The 24,053-nt window shown below is 65.7% G+C and carries 25 protein-coding genes and 1 pseudogene; 10 read left to right on the top strand and 16 right to left on the bottom strand.

Annotated features, from left to right (window positions below; translation table 11 throughout):
* Positions 1-88 precede the first annotated feature (88 nt).
* A complete protein-coding gene (locus ABE493_RS00960) occupies positions 89-934 on the top strand; it encodes a DUF4238 domain-containing protein (protein WP_346496383.1) in 846 nt (281 codons plus the stop codon).
* A 627-nt stretch (positions 935-1,561) separates the two neighbouring features.
* Positions 1,562-2,206 carry a DUF6988 family protein gene (locus ABE493_RS00955; RefSeq protein WP_346496381.1) on the top strand — a complete coding sequence of 215 codons (645 nt, stop codon included), beginning with the start codon at positions 1,562-1,564 and terminating at the stop codon, positions 2,204-2,206.
* Between the two features lie 384 nt (positions 2,207-2,590).
* On the opposite strand, the gene ABE493_RS00950 is transcribed toward ABE493_RS00955, so the two are convergent.
* The gene (locus ABE493_RS00950; protein WP_346496460.1) at positions 2,591-3,268 is read right to left on the bottom strand and encodes an autotransporter outer membrane beta-barrel domain-containing protein; all 678 of its coding nucleotides are present in this window, start codon (positions 3,266-3,268) and stop codon (positions 2,591-2,593) included.
* Here ABE493_RS00950 and ABE493_RS00945 point away from each other — a divergent pair.
* Positions 3,253-3,442, top strand: a pseudogene (locus ABE493_RS00945) (integrase core domain-containing protein); the annotation flags it as partial. The gene ABE493_RS00950 and the pseudogene ABE493_RS00945 sit on opposite strands and share 16 nt — an antisense overlap.
* Before the next feature lie 73 nt (positions 3,443-3,515).
* Here the strand turns inward: ABE493_RS00945 and ABE493_RS00940 are convergent.
* Positions 3,516-5,087 (bottom strand): arylsulfatase, encoded by a 1,572-nt coding sequence (locus ABE493_RS00940; protein ID WP_346496379.1) that lies wholly within the window; start codon positions 5,085-5,087, stop codon positions 3,516-3,518.
* Between the two features lie 103 nt (positions 5,088-5,190).
* A complete protein-coding gene (locus ABE493_RS00935) occupies positions 5,191-5,376 on the bottom strand; it encodes a hypothetical protein (protein WP_346496377.1) in 186 nt (61 codons plus the stop codon).
* 655 nt (positions 5,377-6,031) lie between these two features.
* Between ABE493_RS00935 and ABE493_RS00930 the strand changes: the two genes are divergently transcribed.
* The 6 genes from ABE493_RS00930 to ABE493_RS00905 all read left to right on the top strand — a co-directional run bounded on the left by ABE493_RS00930 (position 6,032) and on the right by ABE493_RS00905 (position 11,006).
* Complete coding sequence (locus tag ABE493_RS00930; protein WP_346496376.1) at positions 6,032-7,861, top strand: DUF885 domain-containing protein; 1,830 nt, start codon at positions 6,032-6,034, stop codon at positions 7,859-7,861.
* 155 nt (positions 7,862-8,016) lie between these two features.
* Positions 8,017-8,796 carry a DUF2092 domain-containing protein gene (locus ABE493_RS00925; protein ID WP_346496374.1) on the top strand — a complete coding sequence of 260 codons (780 nt, stop codon included), beginning with the start codon at positions 8,017-8,019 and terminating at the stop codon, positions 8,794-8,796.
* 452 nt (positions 8,797-9,248) lie between these two features.
* Complete coding sequence (locus ABE493_RS00920) at positions 9,249-9,386, top strand: hypothetical protein (protein ID WP_346496372.1); 138 nt, start codon at positions 9,249-9,251, stop codon at positions 9,384-9,386.
* A complete protein-coding gene (locus ABE493_RS00915; protein ID WP_346496370.1) occupies positions 9,383-10,201 on the top strand; it encodes a hypothetical protein in 819 nt (272 codons plus the stop codon). Before ABE493_RS00920 ends, ABE493_RS00915 begins: the two co-directional genes overlap by 4 nt.
* A gap of 11 nt (positions 10,202-10,212) precedes the next feature.
* Positions 10,213-10,809, top strand: a complete 597-nt coding sequence (locus tag ABE493_RS00910) for a YSC84-related protein (RefSeq protein WP_346496368.1) — start codon at positions 10,213-10,215, stop codon at positions 10,807-10,809.
* Between the two features lie 20 nt (positions 10,810-10,829).
* On the top strand, positions 10,830-11,006 hold the full coding sequence (locus ABE493_RS00905) for a hypothetical protein (protein ID WP_167390385.1): 177 nt from the start codon (positions 10,830-10,832) through the stop codon (positions 11,004-11,006).
* Between the two features lie 76 nt (positions 11,007-11,082).
* Here the strand turns inward: ABE493_RS00905 and ABE493_RS00900 are convergent, their stop codons facing one another.
* The 10 genes from ABE493_RS00900 to ABE493_RS00855 form a co-directional block, all read right to left on the bottom strand.
* Positions 11,083-13,380, bottom strand: a complete 2,298-nt coding sequence (locus tag ABE493_RS00900) for a patatin-like phospholipase family protein (RefSeq protein WP_346496366.1) — start codon at positions 13,378-13,380, stop codon at positions 11,083-11,085.
* Positions 13,371-14,558, bottom strand: a complete 1,188-nt coding sequence (locus ABE493_RS00895; RefSeq protein ID WP_346496364.1) for a BamA/TamA family outer membrane protein — start codon at positions 14,556-14,558, stop codon at positions 13,371-13,373. Before ABE493_RS00895 ends, ABE493_RS00900 begins: the two co-directional genes overlap by 10 nt.
* Before the next feature lie 134 nt (positions 14,559-14,692).
* The gene (locus ABE493_RS00890; RefSeq protein WP_346496362.1) at positions 14,693-15,241 is read right to left on the bottom strand and encodes a DUF4136 domain-containing protein; all 549 of its coding nucleotides are present in this window, start codon (positions 15,239-15,241) and stop codon (positions 14,693-14,695) included.
* A gap of 52 nt (positions 15,242-15,293) precedes the next feature.
* Positions 15,294-15,791, bottom strand: a complete 498-nt coding sequence (locus ABE493_RS00885; RefSeq protein WP_346496360.1) for a hypothetical protein — start codon at positions 15,789-15,791, stop codon at positions 15,294-15,296.
* Position 15,792: 1 nt separating this feature from the next.
* Positions 15,793-16,608 carry a DUF2092 domain-containing protein gene (locus tag ABE493_RS00880; protein WP_346496358.1) on the bottom strand — a complete coding sequence of 272 codons (816 nt, stop codon included), beginning with the start codon at positions 16,606-16,608 and terminating at the stop codon, positions 15,793-15,795.
* Positions 16,609-16,661: 53 nt separating this feature from the next.
* Positions 16,662-17,639 (bottom strand): SphA family protein, encoded by a 978-nt coding sequence (locus ABE493_RS00875; protein WP_346496356.1) that lies wholly within the window; start codon positions 17,637-17,639, stop codon positions 16,662-16,664.
* A 43-nt stretch (positions 17,640-17,682) separates the two neighbouring features.
* Positions 17,683-18,057, bottom strand: coding sequence for a DUF1622 domain-containing protein (locus ABE493_RS00870; protein ID WP_346496354.1), 375 nt, complete (start codon positions 18,055-18,057; stop codon positions 17,683-17,685).
* Between the two features lie 42 nt (positions 18,058-18,099).
* Positions 18,100-19,026, bottom strand: coding sequence for a formylglycine-generating enzyme family protein (locus ABE493_RS00865; RefSeq protein ID WP_346496352.1), 927 nt, complete (start codon positions 19,024-19,026; stop codon positions 18,100-18,102).
* Positions 19,023-19,562: a YidH family protein gene (locus tag ABE493_RS00860; RefSeq protein WP_346496350.1), complete on the bottom strand. Its 540-nt coding sequence runs from the start codon at positions 19,560-19,562 to the stop codon at positions 19,023-19,025. The genes ABE493_RS00865 and ABE493_RS00860 overlap by 4 nt, the downstream gene beginning before the upstream one ends.
* The gene (locus ABE493_RS00855; RefSeq protein ID WP_346496348.1) at positions 19,559-19,963 is read right to left on the bottom strand and encodes a hypothetical protein; all 405 of its coding nucleotides are present in this window, start codon (positions 19,961-19,963) and stop codon (positions 19,559-19,561) included. The genes ABE493_RS00860 and ABE493_RS00855 overlap by 4 nt, the downstream gene beginning before the upstream one ends.
* Before the next feature lie 184 nt (positions 19,964-20,147).
* Between ABE493_RS00855 and ABE493_RS00850 the strand changes: the two genes are divergently transcribed.
* Positions 20,148-21,320: a hypothetical protein gene (locus tag ABE493_RS00850; protein WP_346496346.1), complete on the top strand. Its 1,173-nt coding sequence runs from the start codon at positions 20,148-20,150 to the stop codon at positions 21,318-21,320.
* 12 nt (positions 21,321-21,332) lie between these two features.
* Here ABE493_RS00850 and ABE493_RS00845 read toward each other — a convergent pair whose 3' ends face one another.
* The 3 genes from ABE493_RS00845 to ABE493_RS00835 all read right to left on the bottom strand — a co-directional run bounded on the left by ABE493_RS00845 (position 21,333) and on the right by ABE493_RS00835 (position 23,699).
* Positions 21,333-21,740 (bottom strand): response regulator, encoded by a 408-nt coding sequence (locus ABE493_RS00845; RefSeq protein ID WP_346496344.1) that lies wholly within the window; start codon positions 21,738-21,740, stop codon positions 21,333-21,335.
* 131 nt (positions 21,741-21,871) lie between these two features.
* The gene (locus ABE493_RS00840; protein WP_346477428.1) at positions 21,872-22,522 is read right to left on the bottom strand and encodes a response regulator transcription factor; all 651 of its coding nucleotides are present in this window, start codon (positions 22,520-22,522) and stop codon (positions 21,872-21,874) included.
* A gap of 205 nt (positions 22,523-22,727) precedes the next feature.
* A complete protein-coding gene (locus ABE493_RS00835; RefSeq protein ID WP_346496342.1) occupies positions 22,728-23,699 on the bottom strand; it encodes an AraC family transcriptional regulator in 972 nt (323 codons plus the stop codon).
* Between the last annotated feature and the right edge of the window lie 354 nt (positions 23,700-24,053).

The raw sequence follows: 24,053 nt of genomic DNA, 5'->3' as shown, positions 1-24,053 counted from the left end.
TGGTACCGCTTAAGTTGCTAATGAGCTAGGTGCAACCGTACTGCTCTACCTTGTCCGCAACGTTCTCGACGCAAGGTGATTCGAACCTATGGGCGACCACTATCTTCCGCAACACTACCTCAAAGGCTTCGCCGTCAATGATCGGCTGTGGGTCCACGATCTTGAAATGCGGAAAAGCCGGCCAGGTCAGCCTAAGTCAGAGGCTAACGTCAATGGGCTGTGGCCTAGTGAGCTGGAACGACATCTCGCCGAACAGATTGAGGGGCCAGCGCAAGACATTATCGATCGAATCCGGCATCGCCAGCCGGTGGCCTACTCTGAAAAGAAAGTGCTTGCGACCTACCTCTTGACGATGTGGAAACGTGTGCCCGCGGGCAAGGAGCGGGTAGCAAAGAATATACCCATAGTCGCAAAAGGCACCAGAGCCAGATTGCATGCGCGATTCGACCTTGCTGCTACATTCACTCCTGAACTTCGTGCAGAAGCAGAGGCAGCCAAGCAGCTAACCGACGAGATATTGGATCGCTACATAGCGCATCCACCTGATCACTTCTGGCATCACTCTGTTCGGGAGGAGAGTACGCCCAGGATGATGGGAGCGCTGCTGGATATGACTTGGACGTTCCTTGTCAGCGATAGCGATCTCTTTCTGACTTGCGACGATCCACTATTCTTCTTTACTCGTACAGGTATATCCGGTCCCGCTGCGGAGTTGAGCATCCCCTTGTCCAGCACCATCACCCTTCTGGCTCATAGGCAGGGGGAACAACGTAAGCAATTTCGAGAGGTGAGAGCGAGCACTGTAGTCCAGCTCAATCGCCGCACCGCTTGCAACGCCCGTCGCTTCATGTACTCAGAGTCGGCCACACCTTGGGCCCTAAAGCTGGGAAGGCATAAGCCGGATCCGGTTCGCATCAGAATACGTGTGGCATAGCAGAGTGTTAAATTGACCGAGCAATGGCCTTGATTGGATTAGCCTGAGATACTGGCTTACGGCCGATATTAGACATGCTTGCTACCCTCGATAAGTCTTCCTAATCCCTGCCCGCTCGTGTCTGCTTCGGGCCAAAGTCCCCACCCTATTCCTAGCCCCGCAGGCGAAAGTAGTTGGGGCGGCAGCTGCAGGAGCCGTCTCGATAGCTGGTAGTAATGCCATAGGCGAAGGATCTGTGGTCGCATTTGCGACTGAAATGGCCATGCTGGACTTGCTACATCGGCGAAACATTCACAGGCTTCGCATTGGCATCGTCGCTCCAAATGAGATGACGACCGCAACAGGCTCCGCTCACAGAATTATGCCGACGCTAAATACTCGTATCGAATTCAACAGGGCACCGATATGAGCAACCGAACAACGAGCGTCACCCTATTCCAGTGCACCAACTGCTTCAACCGAAACAACTTCACCGTCAAAGCTCGCTGGGCTCGCTTCTCCATCGCCTTGGCTGTCATCGCCAGCCTGAGATTGACTCTGGGTGCTGGCGCCCTCGCCATTACCTTCTGTGAGTCGGTTTGACCCCATGGCTTCCAGCCCGGCATCATGCAGCCAACCGGGGGATCCATGGACTTCGACAACCTGTTTGAGCAATCCAATGCCTTGACCCACGACATGGTCAAGGTGATCGATAGGCCGCTCTTCGATGACAGCCAGCGCATCCATGTAAGTGACCTTCTGTGTTCCCTGTCCATGGAGCATGGCGACAGTGCCCGTGCACTCCTGCATACCGGCTTGTTGCCCTCCGCCTTAGTGATCCACCGGGCTCAATTTGAGGCCGTGGTGCGGGCCATCTGGACGCTCTATGCCGCCACCGATGGTCAACTGGCTAAGCTGGTCACGGAACTGACGCTGGACACTGAACGGGCGGCCAAGAACCTGCCCAACGTCTCCGTGATGGTTGAGGAACTGGGCAAGAAAGCTCCGCCCAACGCGGTGACGCCGCTGAGGGAATTCATGGCTTACAACTGGAAGGCCCTGAACTCGTACACCCATGCGGGCATCCATCCCTTGCGCCGACACCAGGACGGCTATCCGATGCAGCTAGTCGTGGACGCACTAATGAACGTCAATGGGATGTTCGTCCTAGCAGCCATGCAGGCCTCTATTCTCACGGGCGTGCCGAACCTGCAGCGCAAGGTATTGGACGCTGCTGCACACTATCCCATGGTGCTGCGCTCCGCTGACTCTACCCCCGATAAATCTCCCTAATCCTAAATTTGGTAGTAGCTCCCCTACCCTACCCGTTGGGTCAAGGGGCGCAGAGGACACGCTGGCGGCGCTGGTGAGCTGGGTGGCCGCTGGCGTCCATACCGAGGAAGGCCCGGCCGCTAAGTGAAAGCTCGCGACCGGCGGAAAAGCTGCCGGCGTAGTAAACGTACCCTATCGATAATCCCCAGCCCGTTTCAGCCACCACGACACCGGCGTAATCCGTAACTTGAAGGCCGGTAATTGATCGCCCCAACCCACCCTCAACCGCTACGGCAAGAAAAGTACTGGCGAATGGAGTGGCACAGACCGAATGATGAGGCAGGAATTACCGCCGCGACTCCGCGGCCCGCCGGCAGCGGGACCTCAGCGCTGCAGAGCGACGTATTACCAGCGGTACTTCATGCCGACCAGCCCTGCAAATTCGTTGAAGTCACCGTTGCCGGCGCGATAGCCGAAGTGCATCCAGCCTGTCCAACCCGAACCGAGCTCGGCCTGTGCCCCAACCTTGAGTTCATAAATGTCGGTGGAGCGCTCAAGCCGTTCGACGTGCTGATTGAAGGCTACCGCCTCGTGCCCCTCGCTGTGCCACCAGTTGGCCTCGATGAAAGGCTGCACGCGATTGAAGTATGTCTCTTGAGGCCTAGCATACGCTCGTGCACCCAGGCGGGTGACCCAGCTTCCAGCATCCTTGGATTGAACGACGGTGCCATTGGCCTCTTTGTGCCCGTCGTCGGCGTAGTCGTTGTGGATGACCTGCGCCTGGGGCTCAACGAAGTAAGTGTGGTTAGCAGCACTGCCCGCCTCGAAGGCGTGGCCTACCCCGATGGAGGCAGCCCATGCGGTGCTGTCGTAACGCTCCAGTGGCAGCGCCTCACCCTGCACGCGGTTGCGGAAGTCGCCGTACTGGATCCAACCATCGAGATAGAGCCCGGTCGGGGCTGCCGCACTCTGGTACCAAGTGGCGTACAGGCCAAAGATGGAGCCCTTGTGACCTTGCCTTCGGCCCGATAGCCGGTGAGAAGGCTCCTGGCGTCCGTGTCGGCCTGCAGAACACGCTGGCAGAGCGGGTAAAATGGGATATTAAAAGGCGAATTCCTGCTGCATCGGCCTCGGGACCTGGCGCAGGCACGCCAGATGGTGGCCGAGCCGGTAGAGATCTATAACGCCGAGCGGCCACACCTGTCCTTTAAAATGCAGACGCCCGATGCAGTGCATCGAGCGTCTTTGGCCGCCTGACGGCCACTCCATCCGCCACAGGTGTCAACCTATGGCAGGACGGGTCACGCTGGCGCGGACGCACACCCTGCCGCTATTTGCCGGTCACCGCGTCCTGCAGCTTCTCCACCGCCTGGTCGGCCGTGAACGTGTTCGGCTTTTGGATCTTCGGGAAGTCCACGAATGTCTCGTTGAACTTGGTCAGCAGCGCAATCGCACCGTAGATGATGTAGACGTGGTTGATGTACCAATCCCAGTAGGTATTGGAGGTCACGTCCGCGAACTCGTACGGATCGGTCCGCAGGTTGTAGATCTTGGGAATCCGCATGGGGGTGAACGGTTCGCCCCAGATCTGCATCGTGCCTTTGCAGCGCTGCTCGATGAAGGTCACCTTCCAGTTGTCATAGCGGATCCCAAGCATGTCGCCATCGTCGGAGATGTAGACGAACAGCTTGCGCGGCGATTTCTCTTCCTTGCCGGTGAGGTACGGCAGCAGGCTGACGCCGTCGATGTGGTTCTTGTACGTGCGCCCGATCGCCTTGACGCCCTTCTTGAGGTCGTCGACCACGCCCTTGTTGCCGGCCAGTTCCAGGAAAGTGGGCAGCCAGTCATGGTGCTGGACGATCTCGTTGGAGACCGAGCCGGCCTTGATCTTGCCCGGGTAGCGCACCACGAGCGGAATCCGGAACGCGCCTTCCCAGTTGGTGTCCTTCTCGCTACGGAACGGCGTCATGCCGCCATCCGGCCACGAATTGCGGTGCGGCCCGTTGTCGGTGGAGTACACCACCAGGGTGTCTTCGGCGATGCCCAGTTCGTCGAGGTAATCGAGCAACGAGCCCACATTCTTGTCGTGGTCGATCATCGTGTCGTGATACGGCGACTGCCAGCGCCCGGCCTGCCCCAGGCTTTCCTTCTTGGTATGCGTGATCAGGTGCATGTGGGTGAAGTTGACCCAGACGAAGAACGGCGTGTCGTCGTCGTTCGCCTTCTTGATGAAGCCCTTGGCGCGGTCGGCGAAGTCGTCATCGCATGTCAGCATGCGCTTGCGGTCCAGCGGGCCGGTATCCTCGATCTTCTGCTTGCCTACCTTGCCCCAGCGCTTCTGGTCGGTGCTGTCATCCTTATCGGTGGCGAAACTGTGGATCACCCCGCGCGGCTTGATGGTCTCGATGAAATCCCCGAACTCGTCCTTCGGGAAGTAGTCGTACATCTCCGGCTCTTCTTCGGCATTGAGGTGGTACAGATTGCCGTAGAACTCATCGAACCCATGGTTGGTGGGCAGCATGTGGTTGAGGTCGCCGAGGTGGTTCTTGCCGAACTGCCCGGTCGTATAGCCCTCGTTCTTCAGCAGCGCGGCGATGGTCACGATCTTCTCGTTCATGCCGACCGGCGCGCCCGGAATGCCGACCTTCGACAGGCCGGTCCGCAGGACGCTCTGGCCGGTGATGAAGGACGAACGCCCTGCCGTACAGGACTGTTCGCCGTAGGAGTCGGTGAACAGCATGCCCTCGTTGGCCAGGCGGTCGATGTTCGGCGTCCGGTATCCCATCAAGCCGCGCGAGTAGCAGCTGAGGTTGGAGATGCCGATGTCGTCTCCCCAGATGACGAGGATGTTGGGCTTCTTTGCGGATGAACCGGGCTTCTTCTTTGCGGATGAGCTGGCCATGCACTTCTCCGACGACGGTGGTGCTCAATAGTCCGCGTCGGTCATCGTCGCGGCCAGCGTGTTTCTACTTAGACGGCGTCAGTAAGTCTTCGCCTCCTCCTGCTCATCCCTCCCAGCTGATGCCTTTTGGCGCACTGGAGAAACCGGCGGCCCGCAGCGCGTCCATCAGGCCGTCGCGTCGGGCTGGCGCATCGTCGATCAGCTCCACGGTGAACGAGCTGCGCCGGCCCCGCCGCAGTGCGCTGGCCAGCGCCTGCGCCGCGGCAGCCGTGGTGCCTGTCAGGGACACATCGTCCGCGTCAAAGAACGTCAGCAGCTGACGCCCCCCTGGGCCAGGTACATCAGCGGCCGTCCACCGCCGATCACCACCACGGCACCGGCGCGGCGCACCGGCCGCACGCGCGAGCCGTGCACCGGCCAGGCGACGACGTCGAGGCACGGTGGCGCGAGGATTCATGGTGTTTTCCGCAGAGGTCGGGCATCACGCCCGAAAGAGACGATGGAGCGGCGCAGGCGGCACGTCAGCGGCGACATCGCCGTGGCAGATACGAAGCTGGCAAGACAGGTTCCCCGGATGACCCTGCGGCACATCTTGCAAACTTGTTGCAGAGCGTCAATCGACCCGGACGCGTGCAATGACCGCGCGTTGCATCCTCCTGTCCAGAGCGCGGCTCAAGTGACTGATTTCATTCAACGCATGCCGCCGGACACGCGTGAATGCCCTTACTTTCGAGCATATCCACATAGCCAACCGTGTTCGGCCGTCTGCCATGACAACGCCCCGGAGACTGCCGCCTGCGCAGCCGTGACGATCCGCAGGTGCGGCCACCCCTGCGCTGGCGTAGCCTGCGCGCAGCCCGCCCGTAAACGGAGATCGCCCTGTGATTCCGACCACGCCCGCCCGCCGTTTCCCCGCCGTGCTCGCCCTCGCGATCGCAGCCGCCTTGACGCTTCCCTCGAACCGGGCGCAGGCGCAGGCACCGCCCCCCGCCAGCGCCCCGGCCGCCACCTCGTTCAACGCCCTGCTCGATGCGCAGACGATGGCCGCGATCAACGCCGATCCGGAACTGCGCACGATGCTCGGCATCAGTGGCGATGCCGCCGGTGATCTGTCCGGCCAGCTGACCGACGTCTCGCTGGCCCGGCGCGAGATCAACCGCCGCTTTCTTGTCGACAACCTGGCGCAGATCCGTGCCTGGAAAGGTGCACCGCTGGATCCGCAGCAACGGCTCAGCGACGGCCTGGCGCGCTGGTTCTACCAGACCCAGATCGATCTGATGGCCGTGCCATGGGCCGCGGCCTGGTTGCCGGTCGGCGGCAGCACCTACGCGATCGACCAGTTGTTCAGTCTGCCGGTCAACCTGCCGCAGTTCATGGACAACCAGCATGCGGTGACCGACGACACCAGCGCCCGCCGCTACATTGAACGGCTCCAGGCGATGGGCACCAAGCTGGACCAGGTCCGCGCCAACGTCGACATGCAGGCCCAACAGGGCGTGGTGCCGCCGGCGGTTGCGCTGGAAGGGGCGGCCAACCAGTACCGTGCCCTGCTGAAACCGGCGCCGCAGGACAGCCTGTGGGTGCAGTCGTTGCAGCGCAAGCTGGACAAGGTCCCGTCCATCCCGGCGGCCCGGCGCGCTGAACTGATCGCGCACGCCACCGCTGCGGTGCGAGACGCGGTGAACCCGGGGTATCAACGCCTGCTCGACAACGTGCAGGCCACGCTGGCGACCCATCCCGGCAACAACGGTGTGTGGGCACTGCCCGAGGGCAAGGCCTACTACGATGCCGCGCTGCGCTGGTATACCAGCACCGACCTGGATGCCGATGCGATCCACCAGACCGGCCTGCGCGAAGTGGCGCGGCTGGACACGGCGATGGATGACCGCCTGAAGCAGCTGGGCCTGCGCGAGGGCAGCGTGGCCGCCCGCATCGAACAGCTACGCAAGGACCCGCGCTACCTGTATGAGGACAGCGACGCTGGCCGCAGGCAGCTGATCGGCGACATCGAACAGCGCCTGCGTGATCTTGATCCGATCCTGCCGACCTACTTCGGCCATCTGCCGACGCAGGAGCTGCAGGTTCAACCGGTACCCGCGCACATGCAGGCCACTTCGCCCGGCGGCTACTACTACCCACCGGCGATGGACGGCTCGCGGCCGGGCACCTTCTTCATCAACCTGGGCGATATCACCTCCAATACGCGCTGGAGCATTCCCACCCTCACCTATCACGAGGGCTCACCGGGGCATCATTTCCAGATCTCGATCGGCCAGACCCTGGCCGCGCTGCCGATGCTCCGCCGCAGTCTCAATCCCAGCGCCTTCAGCGAAGGCTGGGCACTGTATGCCGAACAGCTGATGGCCGAGACCGGCGTGTACCGCGACGACCCCGCCGGTGATCTAGGCCGCCTGCAGGCCGAGATGTTCCGCTCGGTGCGGCTGGTGGTCGACACCGGCCTGCATCGCAAACGATGGACCCCCGAGCAGGCCATCGCCTACATGCAGGACAAGACCGGCATGACCCCGGCGGATGTGCGCATCGAGGTCTACCGCTACCTGGTGCAGCCCGGTCAGGCCGCCTCCTACAAGATGGGCCAACTGCGGCTGCTGGAACTGCGCGAGCAGGCACGACGGGAGCTGGGCGACCGCTTCGACATCCGTGCGTTCCACGACCTGATCCTGGGCAACGGCGCCATGCCGATGACGGTGGTCAGCCAGGCCGTGGACGCCTGGATCGCCGCCGGCGGACCGGCCTCCACCCGGACACCATGACGCCCCTGCACAGGTGCCGGCCGCTGGCCGGTGCCTGCGTATAAATACCTAGCGTCTTACCGTGTAACTCCGGTTGTCCGCCGCGTGGGCGGTGCGCAGAGTGTCAGCAGGGTCGGCCCGTCGCGCGCCCCACTGACGACACTCTGGAGACTGTCATGCCGCGCACCTCATCGAGCCTGCTGTTGGCGCTGGTCCTGGCCGGCCCCCTGCTGCTTCCTCCTCCGCTGGCGGCGCAGCCCGCGGCGGCCAGCGTTGATGCCCAGGCCGTACAGGCACTCACCCGCATGGGCGCAGCCCTGCGCGCGCTGCCGCACTTCACACTCAACGCCACCACCAGCACCGAGTACGTGCTCGACGATGGGCAGAAGATCGCCCTGCCGGGCACCGTCGCGTATCGCGTGCTGGGACCGGACCACTTCTTCGTGGAGATACAGAGCGAGGACCAGCACCGCCAGCTGTTCTACGACGGCAAGGCGCTGACGATCTACTCGCCGCGGCTGAAGTACTACGCCAGGTTGGATGGTCTGAACAAAAGCAGCCAGGCGCTGTTGACCGAATCGGCAACGACGTATGGCATCGAGTTGCCGCTGGCGGATTTGTTCCTCTGGGGCACGCCGGCATTTTCGACCGATCAGCTGCAGTCCGCGCTGCGCGTCGGCAGCGCGCGGATCGGCGGCGAAGCGACACAGCACTACGCGTTCCGGCAACCGGGCGTGGATTGGCAGGTCTGGATTTCCGATGCCACCCACCTGCCCCGACAGCTGGCGATCACCAGCCACAGCGACCCGGCGTTGCCCGCCTACCAGGCCACGTTGAACTGGGATACACGGCGCGCGGTGACCGCCAGGGAGTTGGCGTTCGATCCCAAGGGCGCGACCAAGATCGTGTTCGTGCCGGTCGCGCTGGCCGCACAGACCACTGACGGGGAGAACTGAGCATGGACCGTTCCGCTTGCCTGCGTGCTGCATTGTCCCCGGCCCTGTTCACCGTGCTGCTGGGCGCTTCGCTGCTGCCCGCCGATGCCGGTGCACGGCCCGGGCTGCGCGGCTTCGCCCATCCCTCGATCGCCCATGCCGGCGGCTTCGGCGGCGGCGGTCTGCCTCACGGCGGCGGGTTCGCGCCACAGCCACCGGGGCCTGGCCCCGCCCCGCATCCCGGCCCGCATCCTGGCCCAGGTCCCGGTCCCCACCCTGCTCCGGGGCCGGGACCTGGGCCTGGACCCCATCCGCCTGGGCCTGGGCCTGGTCCTGGACCAGGTCCTGGTCCAGGTCCCGGGCCGCATCCGCCGGGGCCCCCGCCGCCCCCGCCGCCCTACTGGGACCACCCGTTCTGGGACGCCGCCGCCTTCACCGCCGGCGTCGCGGTCACCTCTGCGGTGATCGGCTCGGTGGTGTACTCGCTGCCGGTGGACTGCACCACGGTCGTCGTCAACGGCATCGGCTACCAGCAGTGCGACAACGCCTGGTACCAGCCGCGCTATGCGGGGACCACCGTGCAGTACATCGTCGTGGATGCGCCGCGATGAACGGCACGCGCGGACGGGCCCGTTGGCTGCTGCTCGCCAGCGCCTGCACTGCGCCGCTGGCCGCGCAGGAGGCGCCGGCGGGATCGGCGTCCTCCGACGATATCGCGCGCAAGCTCGCCGATCCCGGTGCGGCGCTGATCTCGGTGCCGTTCCAATACAACTACCAGGGCGCGGTCGGCCCCGGAGATGCGTTCCACAACCAGCAGCTGAAGATCCAGCCGGTGATTCCGTTCGTCGGCGAGAACGGCAAGTTCATCCTGCGCCCGATCCTGCCGCTGAGCTGGAATCAGTTCCCGCAGGACAAGCACGGCACCGGGGATCTGTTCGTGCAGGGGTATTACATCCCCAAGACCGCGGCTGAAGCGCATGGCACCGAATTCGGTTACGGCTTCGCCGCGCTGCTGGACACCGCTTCGCACGACAGTCTCGGCACGGGCAAGTACTCGCTCGGCCCGGCCTTCATCCTGGTCCACAAGACCAAGGCGTGGACCGTCGGCGCACTGGCCAACCACGTCTGGTCGGTCGGCGGCGATGGCGACCGTGAGGATGTCAGCAGCACCAGCGTGCAGCCGTTCGTGACCCGCAACCTGCCCGATGGCTGGTCACTCAGCTTCACCTCGGAAACCAACTACAACTGGAAGGCGGCCAGCGGCGATGCCTGGACGGTGCCCTTGGGCGCCACCGTCTCCAAAGTGCTCAGGCTCGGGCATACCCCGATCAGCATCGGTGTCGGCGGCTTCTACAACGTGGACCGGCCGCACTACGCCAGTCGCTGGACCGGGCGGTTGATCGTGACCCTGGTCTTTCCCGAATGAGGCAGCTTCCCATGAACCGTTCGCTCCTTGTTGGCTCGGCACTGATCCTGCTGGGCGTGGCCCCCCTCGGCTGCAGCACCTCCAGCCCCGCGCGCAGCGACGCGCCGCCCTCCACCGAAAAGATCGAGGCACAGAACCAGGCGCGGACCGCCACGGCCGCGGTGCTCTCGCGGTTGTATGCCGCGCAGCCGGGTGCACGCCAGGCCGTGGAGCACTCTGCGGGTTACGCGGTCTTCCGCAGCTTCGGGGTCAAGGTATTGATTGCCGGCGGCGGCGGTGGGCATGGCGTGGCGATCGACAACCGCAGTGGACGCGAGACCTTCATGCGCATGGTGGAGATCCAGGCGGGGCTGGGTTTTGGCGCCAAGACCTTCGACCTGGTCTGGGTGTTCAAGACGCCCGAGGCATACCAGCACTTCATCACCCGCGGCATCGAGATCGGCGGCCAGGCCACGCTGGCGGCGAAGGTGGACAAGGCCGGCGGCGGACTCACCGGCGCAGTGCAGGTCTCCGACAACGTCTGGGTGTACCAGATGACCGAAAGCGGCCTGGCGGCGGAACTGACAGTCAAAGGCACCCGCTACTACCCCGACAAGACGTTGAACTGAGCCACGCCCAAGGAGGTCCCATGCACGGTCACCCGCTGGTCTGGATCGTCAGCCTGTTCGTGCTGCCCCTGGTGGCGGCGCTGGTGCTGAGCCTGTTCGTCCGCCATCGCGGCATCAGCGCGAATGCGGTGCTGGCGTGGTTCGTGATCGTGTGCTGGTGCGGCGCGCTCGGAGTGATTCTGTCGCAGGTGTGGTGACCCGCGCTGCCGGCCAGCGGCCGGCACTACCTGTCCGTTGCTTGTTCGCCTTGGTAGTGCCGGCCGCTGGCCGGCATCACAGCGATTGTCCCAGCTCGATGAAGAGCACGTTCTCGCCGCCTTCGCGGAATCCCATGCCGAAGATCAACGGGCCGACCCACGAGTCGAAGCCGAGGAACAGGCTGCCGTTCCAGATGCCGTCGCTCAACGACATGTCGCTGCGCCGCTGCCAGGCATTGCCATATTCGACCGTGCCACCGACCTGCGCCGAGCGCCCCAGCAGCGTGCCGAGCTCGTAGGTATACCCGGCAAAGCCCAGTGCATAGTCCTGGCCGGTCAGCTGGTTCTGCTGGAATCCGGCGAGCCGCCAGCGCCCGCCCAGCCGGTAGAGGTTCTGCACCGGCGCGGTGCCGGAGGAGGTGGCGTGGTAGCGCAGCCCCAGCTGCAGGGCATGCTTGCCGGACGATCGGGCGGCCACGGCATCCAGATCGATCTGGCCGAACCGCGCGTCCGCGCCCAAGCCGGGGCTGGACTGGTAGGTGCCGGCGGTGACCAGATAGCCGTTGCGGGGGAAGTAGACGCTGTCGATGTCGTCCAGCGTGGCCTGGGCGATCCACGCCCCCTCTTCGAAGTTCACGCGGGGGATGGTCGGGTCGCCGACTTCCACTTCGGCGTTGCCGGTGTAGCGCTCCACCCCCACGGACAACGCGAGCACGTTGGACACATTGCGGAACAGCGCCACCGTGGCGCCGGTCCGGCGCACGCGATAGCGCGCGATCTTGTCGCCGGCATCGTCGTAGAGATTGAAGCTGCGGGTCTGGAAACCACCACCGGCCTGGAAGGCGTATCGATTGTGCAGGTCGAAGGGGTGGTAGTACTGGCCGGTCAGGCCGGGTTCGCTGCCGATCTGCAGCGCGATGCGCGCTTCGGCGCCGTAAGGCGACAGCGGCGAGAACAGCAGGCCGGCGCGCAGGTTGCTTTCGTGATTCCCTTCGAGGTCGTTGCTCAGGCTCAACCCGGCCTCCAGGTACACCGGTCCGTTGGGCTTGGGATAAGCCGACACCACGACACCGGTCCTGCCGTCGCGCGCCTGGATCTCGTAGTTGATGCTGGCCAGCGTTCCCATGCCATAGGCGCGCAGTACGCCGGCCTGCATCGCCTCCACATCCAGCGGTTGGCCGATGTGGACCGGGAGATAGGACAGCAGCAGCGCGTCGGCATACCCGGTGTGGTTGTCGACCTCGACGAAGTCGATCATGGCCGGCACCGAGGACTGAGCCCGCCCGGCCCGCTGCGCGGCCAGCCGGGTGTAGGTCTGCGGCGTCTGCGCGAACGTCTGCAGCGCCGGCGCAGCCTGGTCGGCGGCGAGCTGGCCGATCCGCAACGCCTCGGGCGCCTTGTCGAAATCACCGGTGGCGACCTTGCCGGTCAGGTCCGGCGAGATCAGCAGATCCTGCGTGCCCAGACTGTCCAGCTGCGCCTGCGCACTGCGCGTGGTCAGGAACCCGCTGAGCTGGCTGATCACATCCACCAGGCTGGCGTTGCGGTCCAGCGCGCTCAACGGCGTGCCCACGTCCACCGCGATCACCCGGTCGGCGCCCATCGCCCGCACCACGTCGATCGGCACCTGGTTGGAGAGGCCACCGTCGAGCAGGACCTGGTCATGGATCACCACCGGACGGAAGATGCCCGGCAATGACATGCTGGCCCGCATCGCCATCGGCAGGCTGCCCTCGGACAGCACCACCGGTTTGCCGGTATTGATGTCGGTGGCGACCGCCCGGAACGGAATCGGCAAGTCGTCGAAACGGCCATTGACCCGGCCGCCCCCGGTCGCGCGCTCGAACAGGGCGATCAGCTTCTCGCCTTCGGAGACACCCCCGGCCAGCGCGACCGCCTTGCCCTCGCCGCCCAGCCCGATGCCGATCGGGGCCAGCTGGGCATAGTCGTCGGCCTTGCGTCGCAGCGAGCGCTCGCGGCGCGGCAAGGTATCGGTGAACAGGCTCAGCCATTCGGTGCTCAGCACCAGCTGCTCGATCTGATCGGGCGTCGCGCCGGACGCGTACAAGGCACCGACCAGCGCGCCAGCACTGGTACCGGCGATGCAGTCCACCGGAATGTGCAGCGCCTCGAGTTGTTTGAGGATGCGGACATGCGCGATGCCCCGTGCGCCGCCACCGCCCAGCGCCAGCCCGATCCGGGGCCGGGTGTCACCCGGGCCGCGCACGCCACAATGACCGCCCCGGGCGGCCGGGGCGTCGACCGCAACGGGTTCGGCCGCGTGCAGCGGCGACAGCGCGCCACCGCCGCACAGCCACGCGCAGGCGACGGCTGCCATCCATGGCAGGCGCTGCCCGGGGCGGGTCAGCGCCACGCGCTGCCCACCTGGATGTAGAACGTGTCGTCCTCCGGCCCCCAGGCATAGTCGAGGCCGACATGCATGCCCAGCTGCCGGGCGATCAGATAGCGCACGCCCGCGCCTTTGGAGACCTGGCTGGCACCGTCGCCGAAACTGTTGTGCCGTCCCCAGGTGCGACCCGCGCCGACGAAGCCGATCAGGGCCCAGCGCTGGGTCATGTTCCAGCGCAGCTCGCTCTCCAGCACCGCGGCCCGCGTGTCCTGGTAGCGCGCCGAACCAATGCCGCGCAGGTCGATGTAAGGCAACCGATAGAACGGAATATCGCCGTTCGCCCAGCGCGCATCCGCGCGCCCGCCGAGGACGAAGTGCCTGCCCAGCGGCCAGTAGCCGTAGGCATGCCCGCGATAGCTCTGGAAGCTGGCGTCGCTGCCGATCCCGGGGAGATAGAAATTGCCTTCGACCATGCCCAGCCACCCGCTGGAGGGCGTGAACGGGTTGTCGCGCGAATCGTATTCCAACGACAGCCCCAGGCCCGAGCTGCGCTTGGACAGCTCATGGGGCTGGAAGCGATCGCGGTCCGAGGCAACGTCGAAGCCGATGTCCAGGTCCATGTAGACCCAGGCCAGGCCGAGGTACAGGTCGCGCTCGCCCAGACGCCGGAACCCCTGCTGGAAGGACATCAGGCCGTCCATGTTGTACTCGATCTTCTGCGTGGGCAGCAGCGTCCCGGGCGTGTAGAAGCCCAGGTTGAACGAGGCCTTGGCCATGCCACCGCGATAGCGCCAGCGGTCCTCGTCGAAGTGCAGCGAGGCGCCGACACCGTAGGCTTCACTGCCATTGGAGGTGCGCATGGCCCCACCGCCGTAGATGTCCGGCGTGACCATATTCGGGGAACCGTCCTCGCCCGTCGCCCCCGAGGACGTCGGGCGGTGGAAGAACGCCAGCGCAACGCCACCGCCGTTGCCTACGGCCGGATCGGTGACGATGATCGGCACCGGCAGGAATCCGCGGTGCTCGAGCAGCCAGCGCGACATGTCGAAGCGGCCGTCCTCGGCGTCACGGAACAGCGACGCCCGCGGCGCCGCGGCGGCCGCGGGCGCGGACGATGGGGCGGCGGACTGCTGGGCGAGCGCGGCGCAGGGCGTGAGCACGCTGAACAGCGACAGCAGGCGTACGGCATGGCCGATCGACACAGGGCACCTCGGGGGATGGGTAACCGGCCGTGCAGTCGGCGTGCGCGGCGAAGTGCGAGGGTCCGTGCCGGTGGGAGGGGAACAGCCCGGCACGGGCCTACGCGGTTGAACGCGTCGCGGACCGTCCGCAGCGATCAGCGTGCGGCGGTCGTGCCCGGCGGGAACGCAGCAAACAGCTTGTCGAGCCCGGCTTCCACCGCCGCGTTGACCTTGTCCGGCGAGGTCGGCACGGTGCCGCTGGCGGCGCCGCGCCAGACCGCCTGCTTGGTCTTGGCGTCGAACATGTCCACGACCAGGGTGCCGACGTCATAGGTGTGCACCGTGGTCGTGGCATTGCCCATGGCCATGCCGCCTCCCCAGCCACCGCCCCGCCAGCCCCAGCCACCCATGCCCGTACCGGAGTAGAACGTGTCCAGGGTCTGCTTCTGGCCGGTGACGATATGCGCGGCCAGGGCGATATCGCCGTTGGGCGCTTCGCGCAGCCCCTTGGCCTGCAGCCGCGCGTTGATGCCATCGATGATGCGTTGCTGCACCAGCGGTGAGCCCGCCTGGGGTTTCATTGCCCAGGTGTAGGTCTTGTACGAGGCGAAGCTGGCCGACGGATCGAAGTCGGTCTTGACGGTCGGGGTGGATGCACAGGCGACCAGAGAAGTCGCCAGGACGGCGATGGCAAAGGCTTTCATGACGCGAGTCTCCAAAGGCGGGATGGGAAGGACGACGGGGAAAACTACCGCGTCATCGCGGCGGATTGATCACCACGTACTGCACGGTGGTGCCCACATAGCGCGGCTCGTACCAGACGTTGCCGCACTGCTGGTAAGCCATGCCGTTGATCACCGTGGTAACGCAGCTGGGGGGCACGGAATTGACGATCGAGCCGATCACCGCCGAGGTCACGGCCACGCCGGCGGTCACCGCCGCTGCGGTGGCGAAGGGATGATCGTCCCAGTGGTTCCAGTGGTCGTCGTGGTAGTCCACGTCCACGTTGACGTTGCGGCTGACGTTACGGTTCACGTTGCGGTTGCCGTCGATGTTGCCCCCGCGGTTCACATTGCCTCCCTGCGGGCGCTGCACCGCTCGGTTGACGCTGGTATGGGCACTCGCCCGCGCACCGCCGCCGTGGAAGCCGGCGCGCTGTGCGCTGGCCGGCGCTGACACCGCCAGCAGGACCACCAGGAGCAGGCCTGCGGCCAGGGAGGACGCGACGAAGAAGCGGTTGATCACGATACGCATCTCAGTTCTCCTGACCGTCATCGCTGAGGACCACCGCCACCGGCACCAGCTTGATCCGCGTGGCATCGGCCGGCGGCGTGAAGTGGAAGGCCGTGGCCGGTACCGCAGTGCGGATATCCCAGCGCAACTGCGCGCGGTACTGCGGCAACGCCGGGTCATCCAGCGAGGTGATCACCAGCTTCTTCGGCAACGACGTGGCTTTGCTCACCCACAACTGCCAATCGACGCCGTCCTGCTTGAACGCGTACTGCTCGGTCTGCTCACCGTCGACCGTGCCACCGCCGATGTGCAATGCGCTGCGGATGGCGGTCTTGGGCGCCTTGTCGGTCCCCCACAGGAACATGTCGGCGAGCGGCATGTCGATGCCATAACGGCTGGCGGCATCTTCGACCAGCTCGCCCAGCGTGCTGCTCAGGCCATCCACCTGCGCGTAGTACTTCAGCCGCGGCGAATACAGCGACAGCGCCTTGCCATCGTAGAACAGCTGGCGCAGCTGGCGATCGCTGCGCAGTTCCAGGAACAGCTGGTTCGGCGCGCGCACCTTGTAGGTCACCACGCCGTCGAGCTCCACCTTCTGGCCGTCGTCCAGCACGATCTCGGTGCTGGCATCGGAGGTCAGCGAGAACTGTTTGAGCGCGCGCAGGGCAGCGCCCATCCGATCCAGCGCGGCCAACGCCTCCGGATCGCGCTCGGGGGCGTCGGGCGATGCAGCGGGCGGCGGCGCCGGCGCGGCGACGCGGGTCGCGCCGTGTGCGGCAGGCACCATCGCGGCCAGCAGCAGGCACGACCAGGCAACCGCGGGAATGACAGAGGTCATGATCGTTGCTCCATGAAACGGGATACGGGCAGCCGCAGCGAGGCGGCCGGGGATCAGAAACCGCCGCTGATCGAGAGGCTCCACGGGTCGCCTTCGAAACGGTTCTTCACGCTGAATTCGCCGACATAGCGGAACGACACATCCAGGTGCTCGCCGCCGGACCACTTCCTGCCGTAGGTCAGCACCGGGCCCACGCCGAACGAGCGGCCCTTGAAGCCATCCAGGCGGTCCGCGGTGTTGCCCTTGTCGTCCTGCAGCTGCTGGATCCAGCCGCCGGCCGCGCCGAAGCCCCAGCCACTGGCGGTCCGCTTGACCAGCAGCACGTCGGCCCGCGCGACCACGCCGTTCTTGTAATCGGTATCGTCGTTGCGGGTGTACCAGTCGGTGGCGCCCAGTACGCTGAACTCCAGCGTGCCTTTCTGGAACAGGTGCGTGTAGCCCACGCTGGGCGAGAACGTCCAGATGTTCATGCCCGGATTGGCCAGCCGGTTCGGGTCGTACTTGGCCGTGGGCGCGTACACATACACGCCGAAAGACAGATGCTGCACTTCGCTGATGTGGAACCCGGCAATCACCGGCGCGAAATACACGTCGAACAGGTTGGAGGCGTGGTCTCTGGCTTGGAAGCGGTTGCCCAGCGGCCCGGCCAGGCTCGCGGTGACTTCGGCATCGATGTACGGCACGGTCAGCATCGAGGCGAAATTCCAGCGGCCGGCCTGGGTCGGCCACACGTACACGCCGGTGGCGGCGGTCAGGTTGACATCGGCCTCCAGGCCCAGCGATATCTGCCCGGCGATCGGCGCGGGCCGGTCGCCGCTGATCTTGCCGTTGTACCGGATGTAGCTCAGCGACCACTGCATGCCCGGCTCGGGGGGAATCACGCCGGCGTAGGAAGTGATCTGCATGCCGGTGATCGAACGCCCCAGCGCGCCCTCGGTGGCCAGGGCCGGCGACGCCCACAGCGCACTCAACGAAGCCAATGCGAGGGCCAACAGCGCGCGGCGCGGCAGGTGGGAAAAGGTCGTGGTCATGCGATGGGCCTCCAGCACGGATGCAGGTTCATGGACGTGGGCCTCACAGCGGCGGCGCCGGCCGGGTGGCGTGCTGGCGTTCGCGGACATCGGCGATGTCGCGCTCCAGGAAGTAGTTCAGGAACGTGCGGATCACCGCGATCGCGGCCAGCTGGCCGATGGCATCCCAGCTGGTGTAGATCGAGGATTCGATGATGTCCGCCGAGAGCTGCATCGTCAGCCCGGCTACCAGCCAGCGCCCGTAGCCCAGCCACAGATCGCGGCGTTCGACGTTGGTGAGATGGCCGCGCAGCGTCAGCCGCAAGGCCTGCACGAACACCACCACGGTCGCCAGTGCGATCAGCACCAGCGCCATCGCATCGATGATCACCACCACCGGCTCGGTGACGGCGACCAGCCACGCCTTGAGAGGAAGCATCGTCGGGGCTCCGGTAGGCATCGCAGTGCGCGGCGGTCGGCTTCATCGGCGGTCCACGCAGCGGAAGCCGAGATGGCAGGTCGAGGTATCGATCGGCTGGGCCATCCGCGCCGCGGGCCGATAGCGCCTGCAGTAGTTGGGGGCGCACAGGTGCGAGCCGCCCTTCATCACCCGGCGCGGGATCGCGCTGCGGTCGCGCGGATCATGGCTGCGCTCGCGGAGACCGCCGCGCGGGTTGACGATCGCGCAGCACGGCTTGCTCTGCAGCTGGTCGTGCTGCTGGTACCAGTCGCTGGTCCACTCCCATACATTGCCGATCATGTCGTACAGCCCATACCCGTTGGGCGGATAGCTGCCGACCGGCGAGGTCCAGCGATGGCCGTCCTCGTCCAGGCTCTGCCAGGGAAACTCGCCCTGCCAGGTATTGGCCTGGTGACGGCCGCCGGGGACCAGGGTGTCCCCCCACGCGAACTCACCGCTGTCCTGGCCGCCGCGCGCGGCGAACTCCCATTCGGCTTCGGTCGGCAGGTCCTTGTCCATCCAGCGGGCATAGGCCAGGGCATCGGCGAAGGCCACGTGGACCACGGGATGATCCTCCAGACCCTGCAGGCTCGACGCCGGACCGCGCGGATGCCGCCAGTCGGCACCGGGAACGTAGTGCCACCAGTTGTGTGTATTGCCCAGATCGACGGGATGCGCGGGCTGCACGAACACCACCGACGCGGGTTGCAGCAGCGCCGGATCCGCGCCCGGATAGTCGCGCGGGTCTGCTGCCTGCTCGGCAGCGGTGACGTGGCCGGTATCGCGGATGAAGCGTGCGAACTCCCGGTTGGTCACCGGATAGCGATCGATCCGGAACGGGCCGACCCGCGCCTTGTGGGCCGGCCGCTCTTCGGGATAGTGCGCGTTGGAGCCCATGCTGAAGAGCCCACCGTCCAGCGCGATCATGGTCTCGGCGACGACGCTCATGCGAAGGGCGCCACGTTGAAGGTCATGCTGACGATCGCCAGCAGCCCGAGCAGCCACAACAGGCCGGCGGTGATCAGCGTCAGCGAGATCGGGTAGTGGCTCTCGCCGTGGATCAGGCCTTCGCGGATCATCTCCGCCCGCTCGGCGCGCAGGCCCTGCATGTAGCGGACGTGATAGATGATGCCAAGCGTCAGCAGGACCATCCCCAGCCCGACCAGGGCGATGCCGAAGTTGCGCGGCGCATGCGGACGCAGCCCTACCCCGGGCACCTCCAGCATGTGGCCGAAGAACTGATAGATGGTGAAGCCGAACCCGATCAGCGACAGCGCGGTGCGGATGATCGACATCAAGGTGCGGTCCGCACTCATCCGGGTCCGCTGGAAGGACATGCCGGTGCGCCGTGAGGAGAGCTCCATCGAGGTGGCGTCGGCACCGCCGAGCAGGTTTTTGGCCTGTTCGATGGTGAGCGCGCGCGCGGCGAGATGCTGGCTGGGGTCCTGGGCGCTCATCGGGTCGTCGTCTCGTGAGTGTGTCATTTGCGGCGCAGCACGTAGCTGGCGATGCGGGTGATCGGGCCGCGCAGGATCAGGTACGGCAGGAAGCCCAGTACGACCGCGATGACGAAGGCCTCCACCGGATATTTGAATCCACCGAACATGCGGAACTGGTAGATGACATCCATGCCGACGCCCAGCAGCAGGATGCGCGCCGTGGCGGTGATGCCTTCGCGCCAGACCACGATCCGGTCGCCGGCGTGGCTATGCGTCAGCAGCCAGGCATAGGGCGTCCTGCCGACCTTGGCATCCTTGATGCCGTCGATCAGCGCGGTGATCAGCGCCATGGTGGGCTGCAGGAAGAAGCGGAAGGTCATCGGACCGTCCGCGCGTTCGATCATGTCCGTCCAGAACCGCGTGAGAATGTCGATCACCGAGAGCATGGCTGGGTCCTTGCGACAGGGCTCCAGCTTGGGGTTTGCCCGAGAGCCGCACAATCGAGTTGTTACTGCAACATCCCCAGTATTTTTACTGCGTCCAACAGGTGGAACAGCAGCGCTATGCTCGCTGCCTGCGGCCCTGCGATGCATGGCCGCCCTCCCCTTCGCTGCCGCAGGCGCGCCGCCGATGCGATCAAGTCAGCACCGCTACTCCCTGATGCACGGCGGGCTCATCCATCGCCTGCTGCAGGCCACCGGCGTGCTGCACAGTCGGGCCAGCGTGGCACTGTGGCTGGCCGGGATCCTGCTCGTGGTGTCCTTCGGCCCCCTGCTGGTACTGGCGGCGCGCGACGGCAGCCTGTGGCCGCAGCCGCCGCGCATGCACCTGCTGGGCGACTACGCCACCCTGGCCCGCGTACTGCTGGCATTGCCGTTGCTGGTGATCGCGGCACCGCGCTCGGATGCGCTGCTGCGCAATGCCTTCCGCCAGCTCACCCATGCCAGCCTGGTTCCGCCCCAACGCCAGGGCCGCATGGACGCGCTGCTGGGCAGGGTCCGCCGCTGGCGTGACGGGTGGTTCCCCGAAACCCTCTGCGTCGTCATCGCCTGGGCGCCGCTGTTGTTCGGCGGCGACCACGCAAGCCTGTTGCCGGGCGTGGCGGATTGGCGCCTGGACCACGGCGTGCTGACCGCGGCGGGCCGCTGGTACGAGTGGGTCGCCGTGCCGCTGTTCCGCCTGGTGGCATTGCTGTGGCTGTGGCGTTTCCTGCTGTGGACCTGCGTGCTGTGGCGCCTGCCCCGCAGCGGCCTGGTCCTGCATGCCGAACATCCCGATGGCGCCGGGGGCCTGGCCTTTCTCGGGGTCGCCCAGGAACGCTTCGCCGTGCTGGCGCTGGCCGGTGGCCTGCTGCTGGCCGGCGCGTGCGTCAACCATGTGCAGTATCTCGGCGACAGCCTCTACACCCTGCGCCACCTGCTGGTCGGCTATGTGGTCGCGGCGACGCTGCTGCTGGTCGCGCCCCTGCTCCTGCTGATGCCGATCCTGATGCGGGCCAAGCGCCATGCGCTGTACCGCTTCGATGCACTGGGCAACCGCGCTGCCGATCTGTTCGACGCGCGCTGGCAATCCGCCCAGCAGCAGACGCCCGCGGCGGACTCCCTGCTCGATCACGGTGATGCTTCCGCGCTGGCCGACTTCAGTGGGGTGTACAAAGGCCTGGCCGGCATGTCGGTACTGCCGTTGAACCGCTGGAACCTGCTGTGGATCGCGCTCCACGCGGTGCTGCCCCTGCTGCCGCTGGTGCTGCTGGCGATGTCGGTGGACGAGCTGGCCCGCAAGCTGCTGGACATCCTGGTCTAGCCCGCCCGCGGATCAGCCCCGGTACGTGCCGTGCAGGGACCGCGAGACGAACGACTCCCCCTTCACCGCGGCGAGCACGGCCTGCAGGAGGTCATCGCCCGCATCGGATTTGAGCACATAGCTGCACGCATCCAGCGCCATCGCCTGCGACACCATCTGCGGCTCGGCATGCACCGTGATGAACACCACGCCCAGTACGGGGCGTTGCAGGCGCAACCGACGCGCGGCCTCCAGCCCGTTCAATTCCGGCATGCCGATGTCGGTGACCACCACGTCGGGCAGCATCGCCTGCGCCGCCTGCACCAGCGAGGCACCGTCCTGGACCAGTCCGATCACCTGGAACTGCTGGGCCAACAGGCCGCGCAGCTGGCGGCCCATCGCACATCCATCTTCTGCCAGCAGCACACGGACAGCATTCATCGCACTCGCCCGTTCGATGCCTGCCACGATGGTGTGGCCGGACACGGTTCGGTAACAAGGGAAAAACAACCGGTGGCGGGCAAGTAAATCTACTTGCCCGCTCTGCACGCATGCCGCCTGGTGCCTGCCGCCTAGTGACGGATCAGACCTTCCAGTTCGGCCTTGCGCACCAGCTCCAGCGTGCCGTGCACGCCCAGCTCCTGCATGATCGCGTACTTGTGCGATTCAACCGTACGCACCGATACCCCGAGCTCGTAGGCGATCTGCTTGGAGCGCAGGCCGCGCGCCACGTATTCCAGGATGCGCAGCTGCTTTTCGGTCAGTACGTACTGGCAGCGACCCGAGGACACGATCGCATTGGCTGCCAGGGTCGGGGTCACATACGTCTGGCCGTCCATCACCCCATTGATCGCGCGGACCAGTTCATCGCCGGCCGCGCTTTTGAGGATGTAGCCCCGCGCTCCGGCCCGGATGGCCTCGGCCGCCATGCTGGATTCGTCGTGCATCGTAAGGAACACGAACGGCGTCATGCAGCCCTCGCTGCGGACCTGGCGCATCACGTCGATGCCGCTGATCCCGGGCATGCTGATATCCGAGACCACCACATCCGGTGACTCACGATGCAGCGAGTCCAGCAGTTCCTCGCCGGAGGCCACCAGCACGATCGATTCGAAACAGTCCATCAGCAATCTTTCGATACCCTGCGCCACCAGCATGTGGTCATCGGCGACGACCACTTTGCGGAACGGTACGGACATCGACTGCGCGCACGAAACGCCCATTTGCATTATCTCCATTGGCTTCAATCATCCCCTGATTGACCTGCAGGTGCGGCCGTCATCGCCCACAGCAGCGGGCGTGATGGCATCCCTTTCTGTCGTCCCGGTGCATCTGCAGCCAGCCGAACATGCGAGCCCCGCCGTGATGGGATCGTGATGCGATGCGTGCCACCACTGCGCTCGACCCGCAGCGTGTTCAGGCCGGCATTCAGCGTCTCAGCGTGTCTCGTGGACATTCCCCGAAGACATTCCGGTAGGTCACCGAGAAGCGTCCGAGGTGCCCGAAGCCCAGCCGCAGGGCGATGTCGGTCACGCTGTCGTGCGTGTCCGCCTGCAGCAATGCCGTGCGCGCGCGGTTCAAGCGGGCCAGCTGGTGCCAGTGGCAGGGCCCATGTCCGTAGGCATCACGAAACAGACGTTCGAGCTGGCGTTCGCCCACGCCCAGCGCGAGCGACAGGGCGGCACTGTCGAAGGGCCGGTCCAGATGGGCTTTCAGATAGTCTTCGGCCCGCCGCACGACGGCATCGCGGTGACGTTCGATCCAGCTGCCATCGGCACGTCGCTGCGGTCCGGCATCGGCGGCACTGACGGCGTCCACGAAGGCGCCCAGCAGCAGCGCCGACTGCGCCGCCAGCTGCTCCGGCGTGATCAGGCCCTCCCAGCGGGCGGCAGTGTCCAGTGCGGAGAACACGCCGTAACGCAGTGCCTGCGCGTGCGCGGGGGCGGCCGGTCGGCTGCACCATCCACGGCGTGGGAGGCGCAGTTCGCGGCCTACCCGCGCCACGGCCTCGCGCTGCAGGACCTCGCGCGGAATCAGCAGCACGGCCCACTGCCAGCCCCCGGGCTGCGGCCGCACATTGAGCTCGCTGTCTTCGGCGAACACCATCACCTGGCCCGCCGGAACCCAGCGTCCGTTGGCCCACATCGGCTGCTGGCAGGACACCGCCATCGCCAGTGCGATCATTCCTTCGCCGAAACTGCCGCTGGCGAAAATCGGCAGCGTATAGGCGCCGCTGTCCAGGCTGAACTCCGGAAAGACCAGCCGCTGCAGGCACGCGCGGAAATGTCCGGCGGCGAGCAGGCGCTGTTCGAACCGGGTGTCGCGCACTACCCCCAGCAACGCATCGGCGTCGAAACCATCGACGACGAAGCGGCTGTACGGGGCCATCGGTTCGTCCATGCCAGTTCCTCGAACAGGTCGGAAATCGGATAGCGCGACGGGGGACAAGCTGTTTACATCGGTGCGATTTTGGGGCGGAAACGACATCGCTACAAGCGGTGACACGCTGCCCCGCAAGCGTGAAACGCATCACATTGAGATCTGTCCGGGGGAGGCGTTGCACGCCTCGGGGACAGGCCTCGATTCGAAGCTTCCTCACGCACCCACCGAGGTCCACGTGCGCGTCAACGCGACTGTTACGCACATCGCTCCGGTAAACGGCCCCCGCGCGCCATCGCCGGATGACCCGGTCAATCCAGCGACCTCCACACGCCCATCACCTGCGCTTCGCGTCGCATTTACGCTCGTCCTGCC

This window comes from Stenotrophomonas terrae, assembly GCF_039674165.1.
Lineage (GTDB): Bacteria > Pseudomonadota > Gammaproteobacteria > Xanthomonadales > Xanthomonadaceae > Stenotrophomonas > Stenotrophomonas terrae_A.
This window is presented reverse-complemented; position numbering and strand designations above follow the sequence as displayed.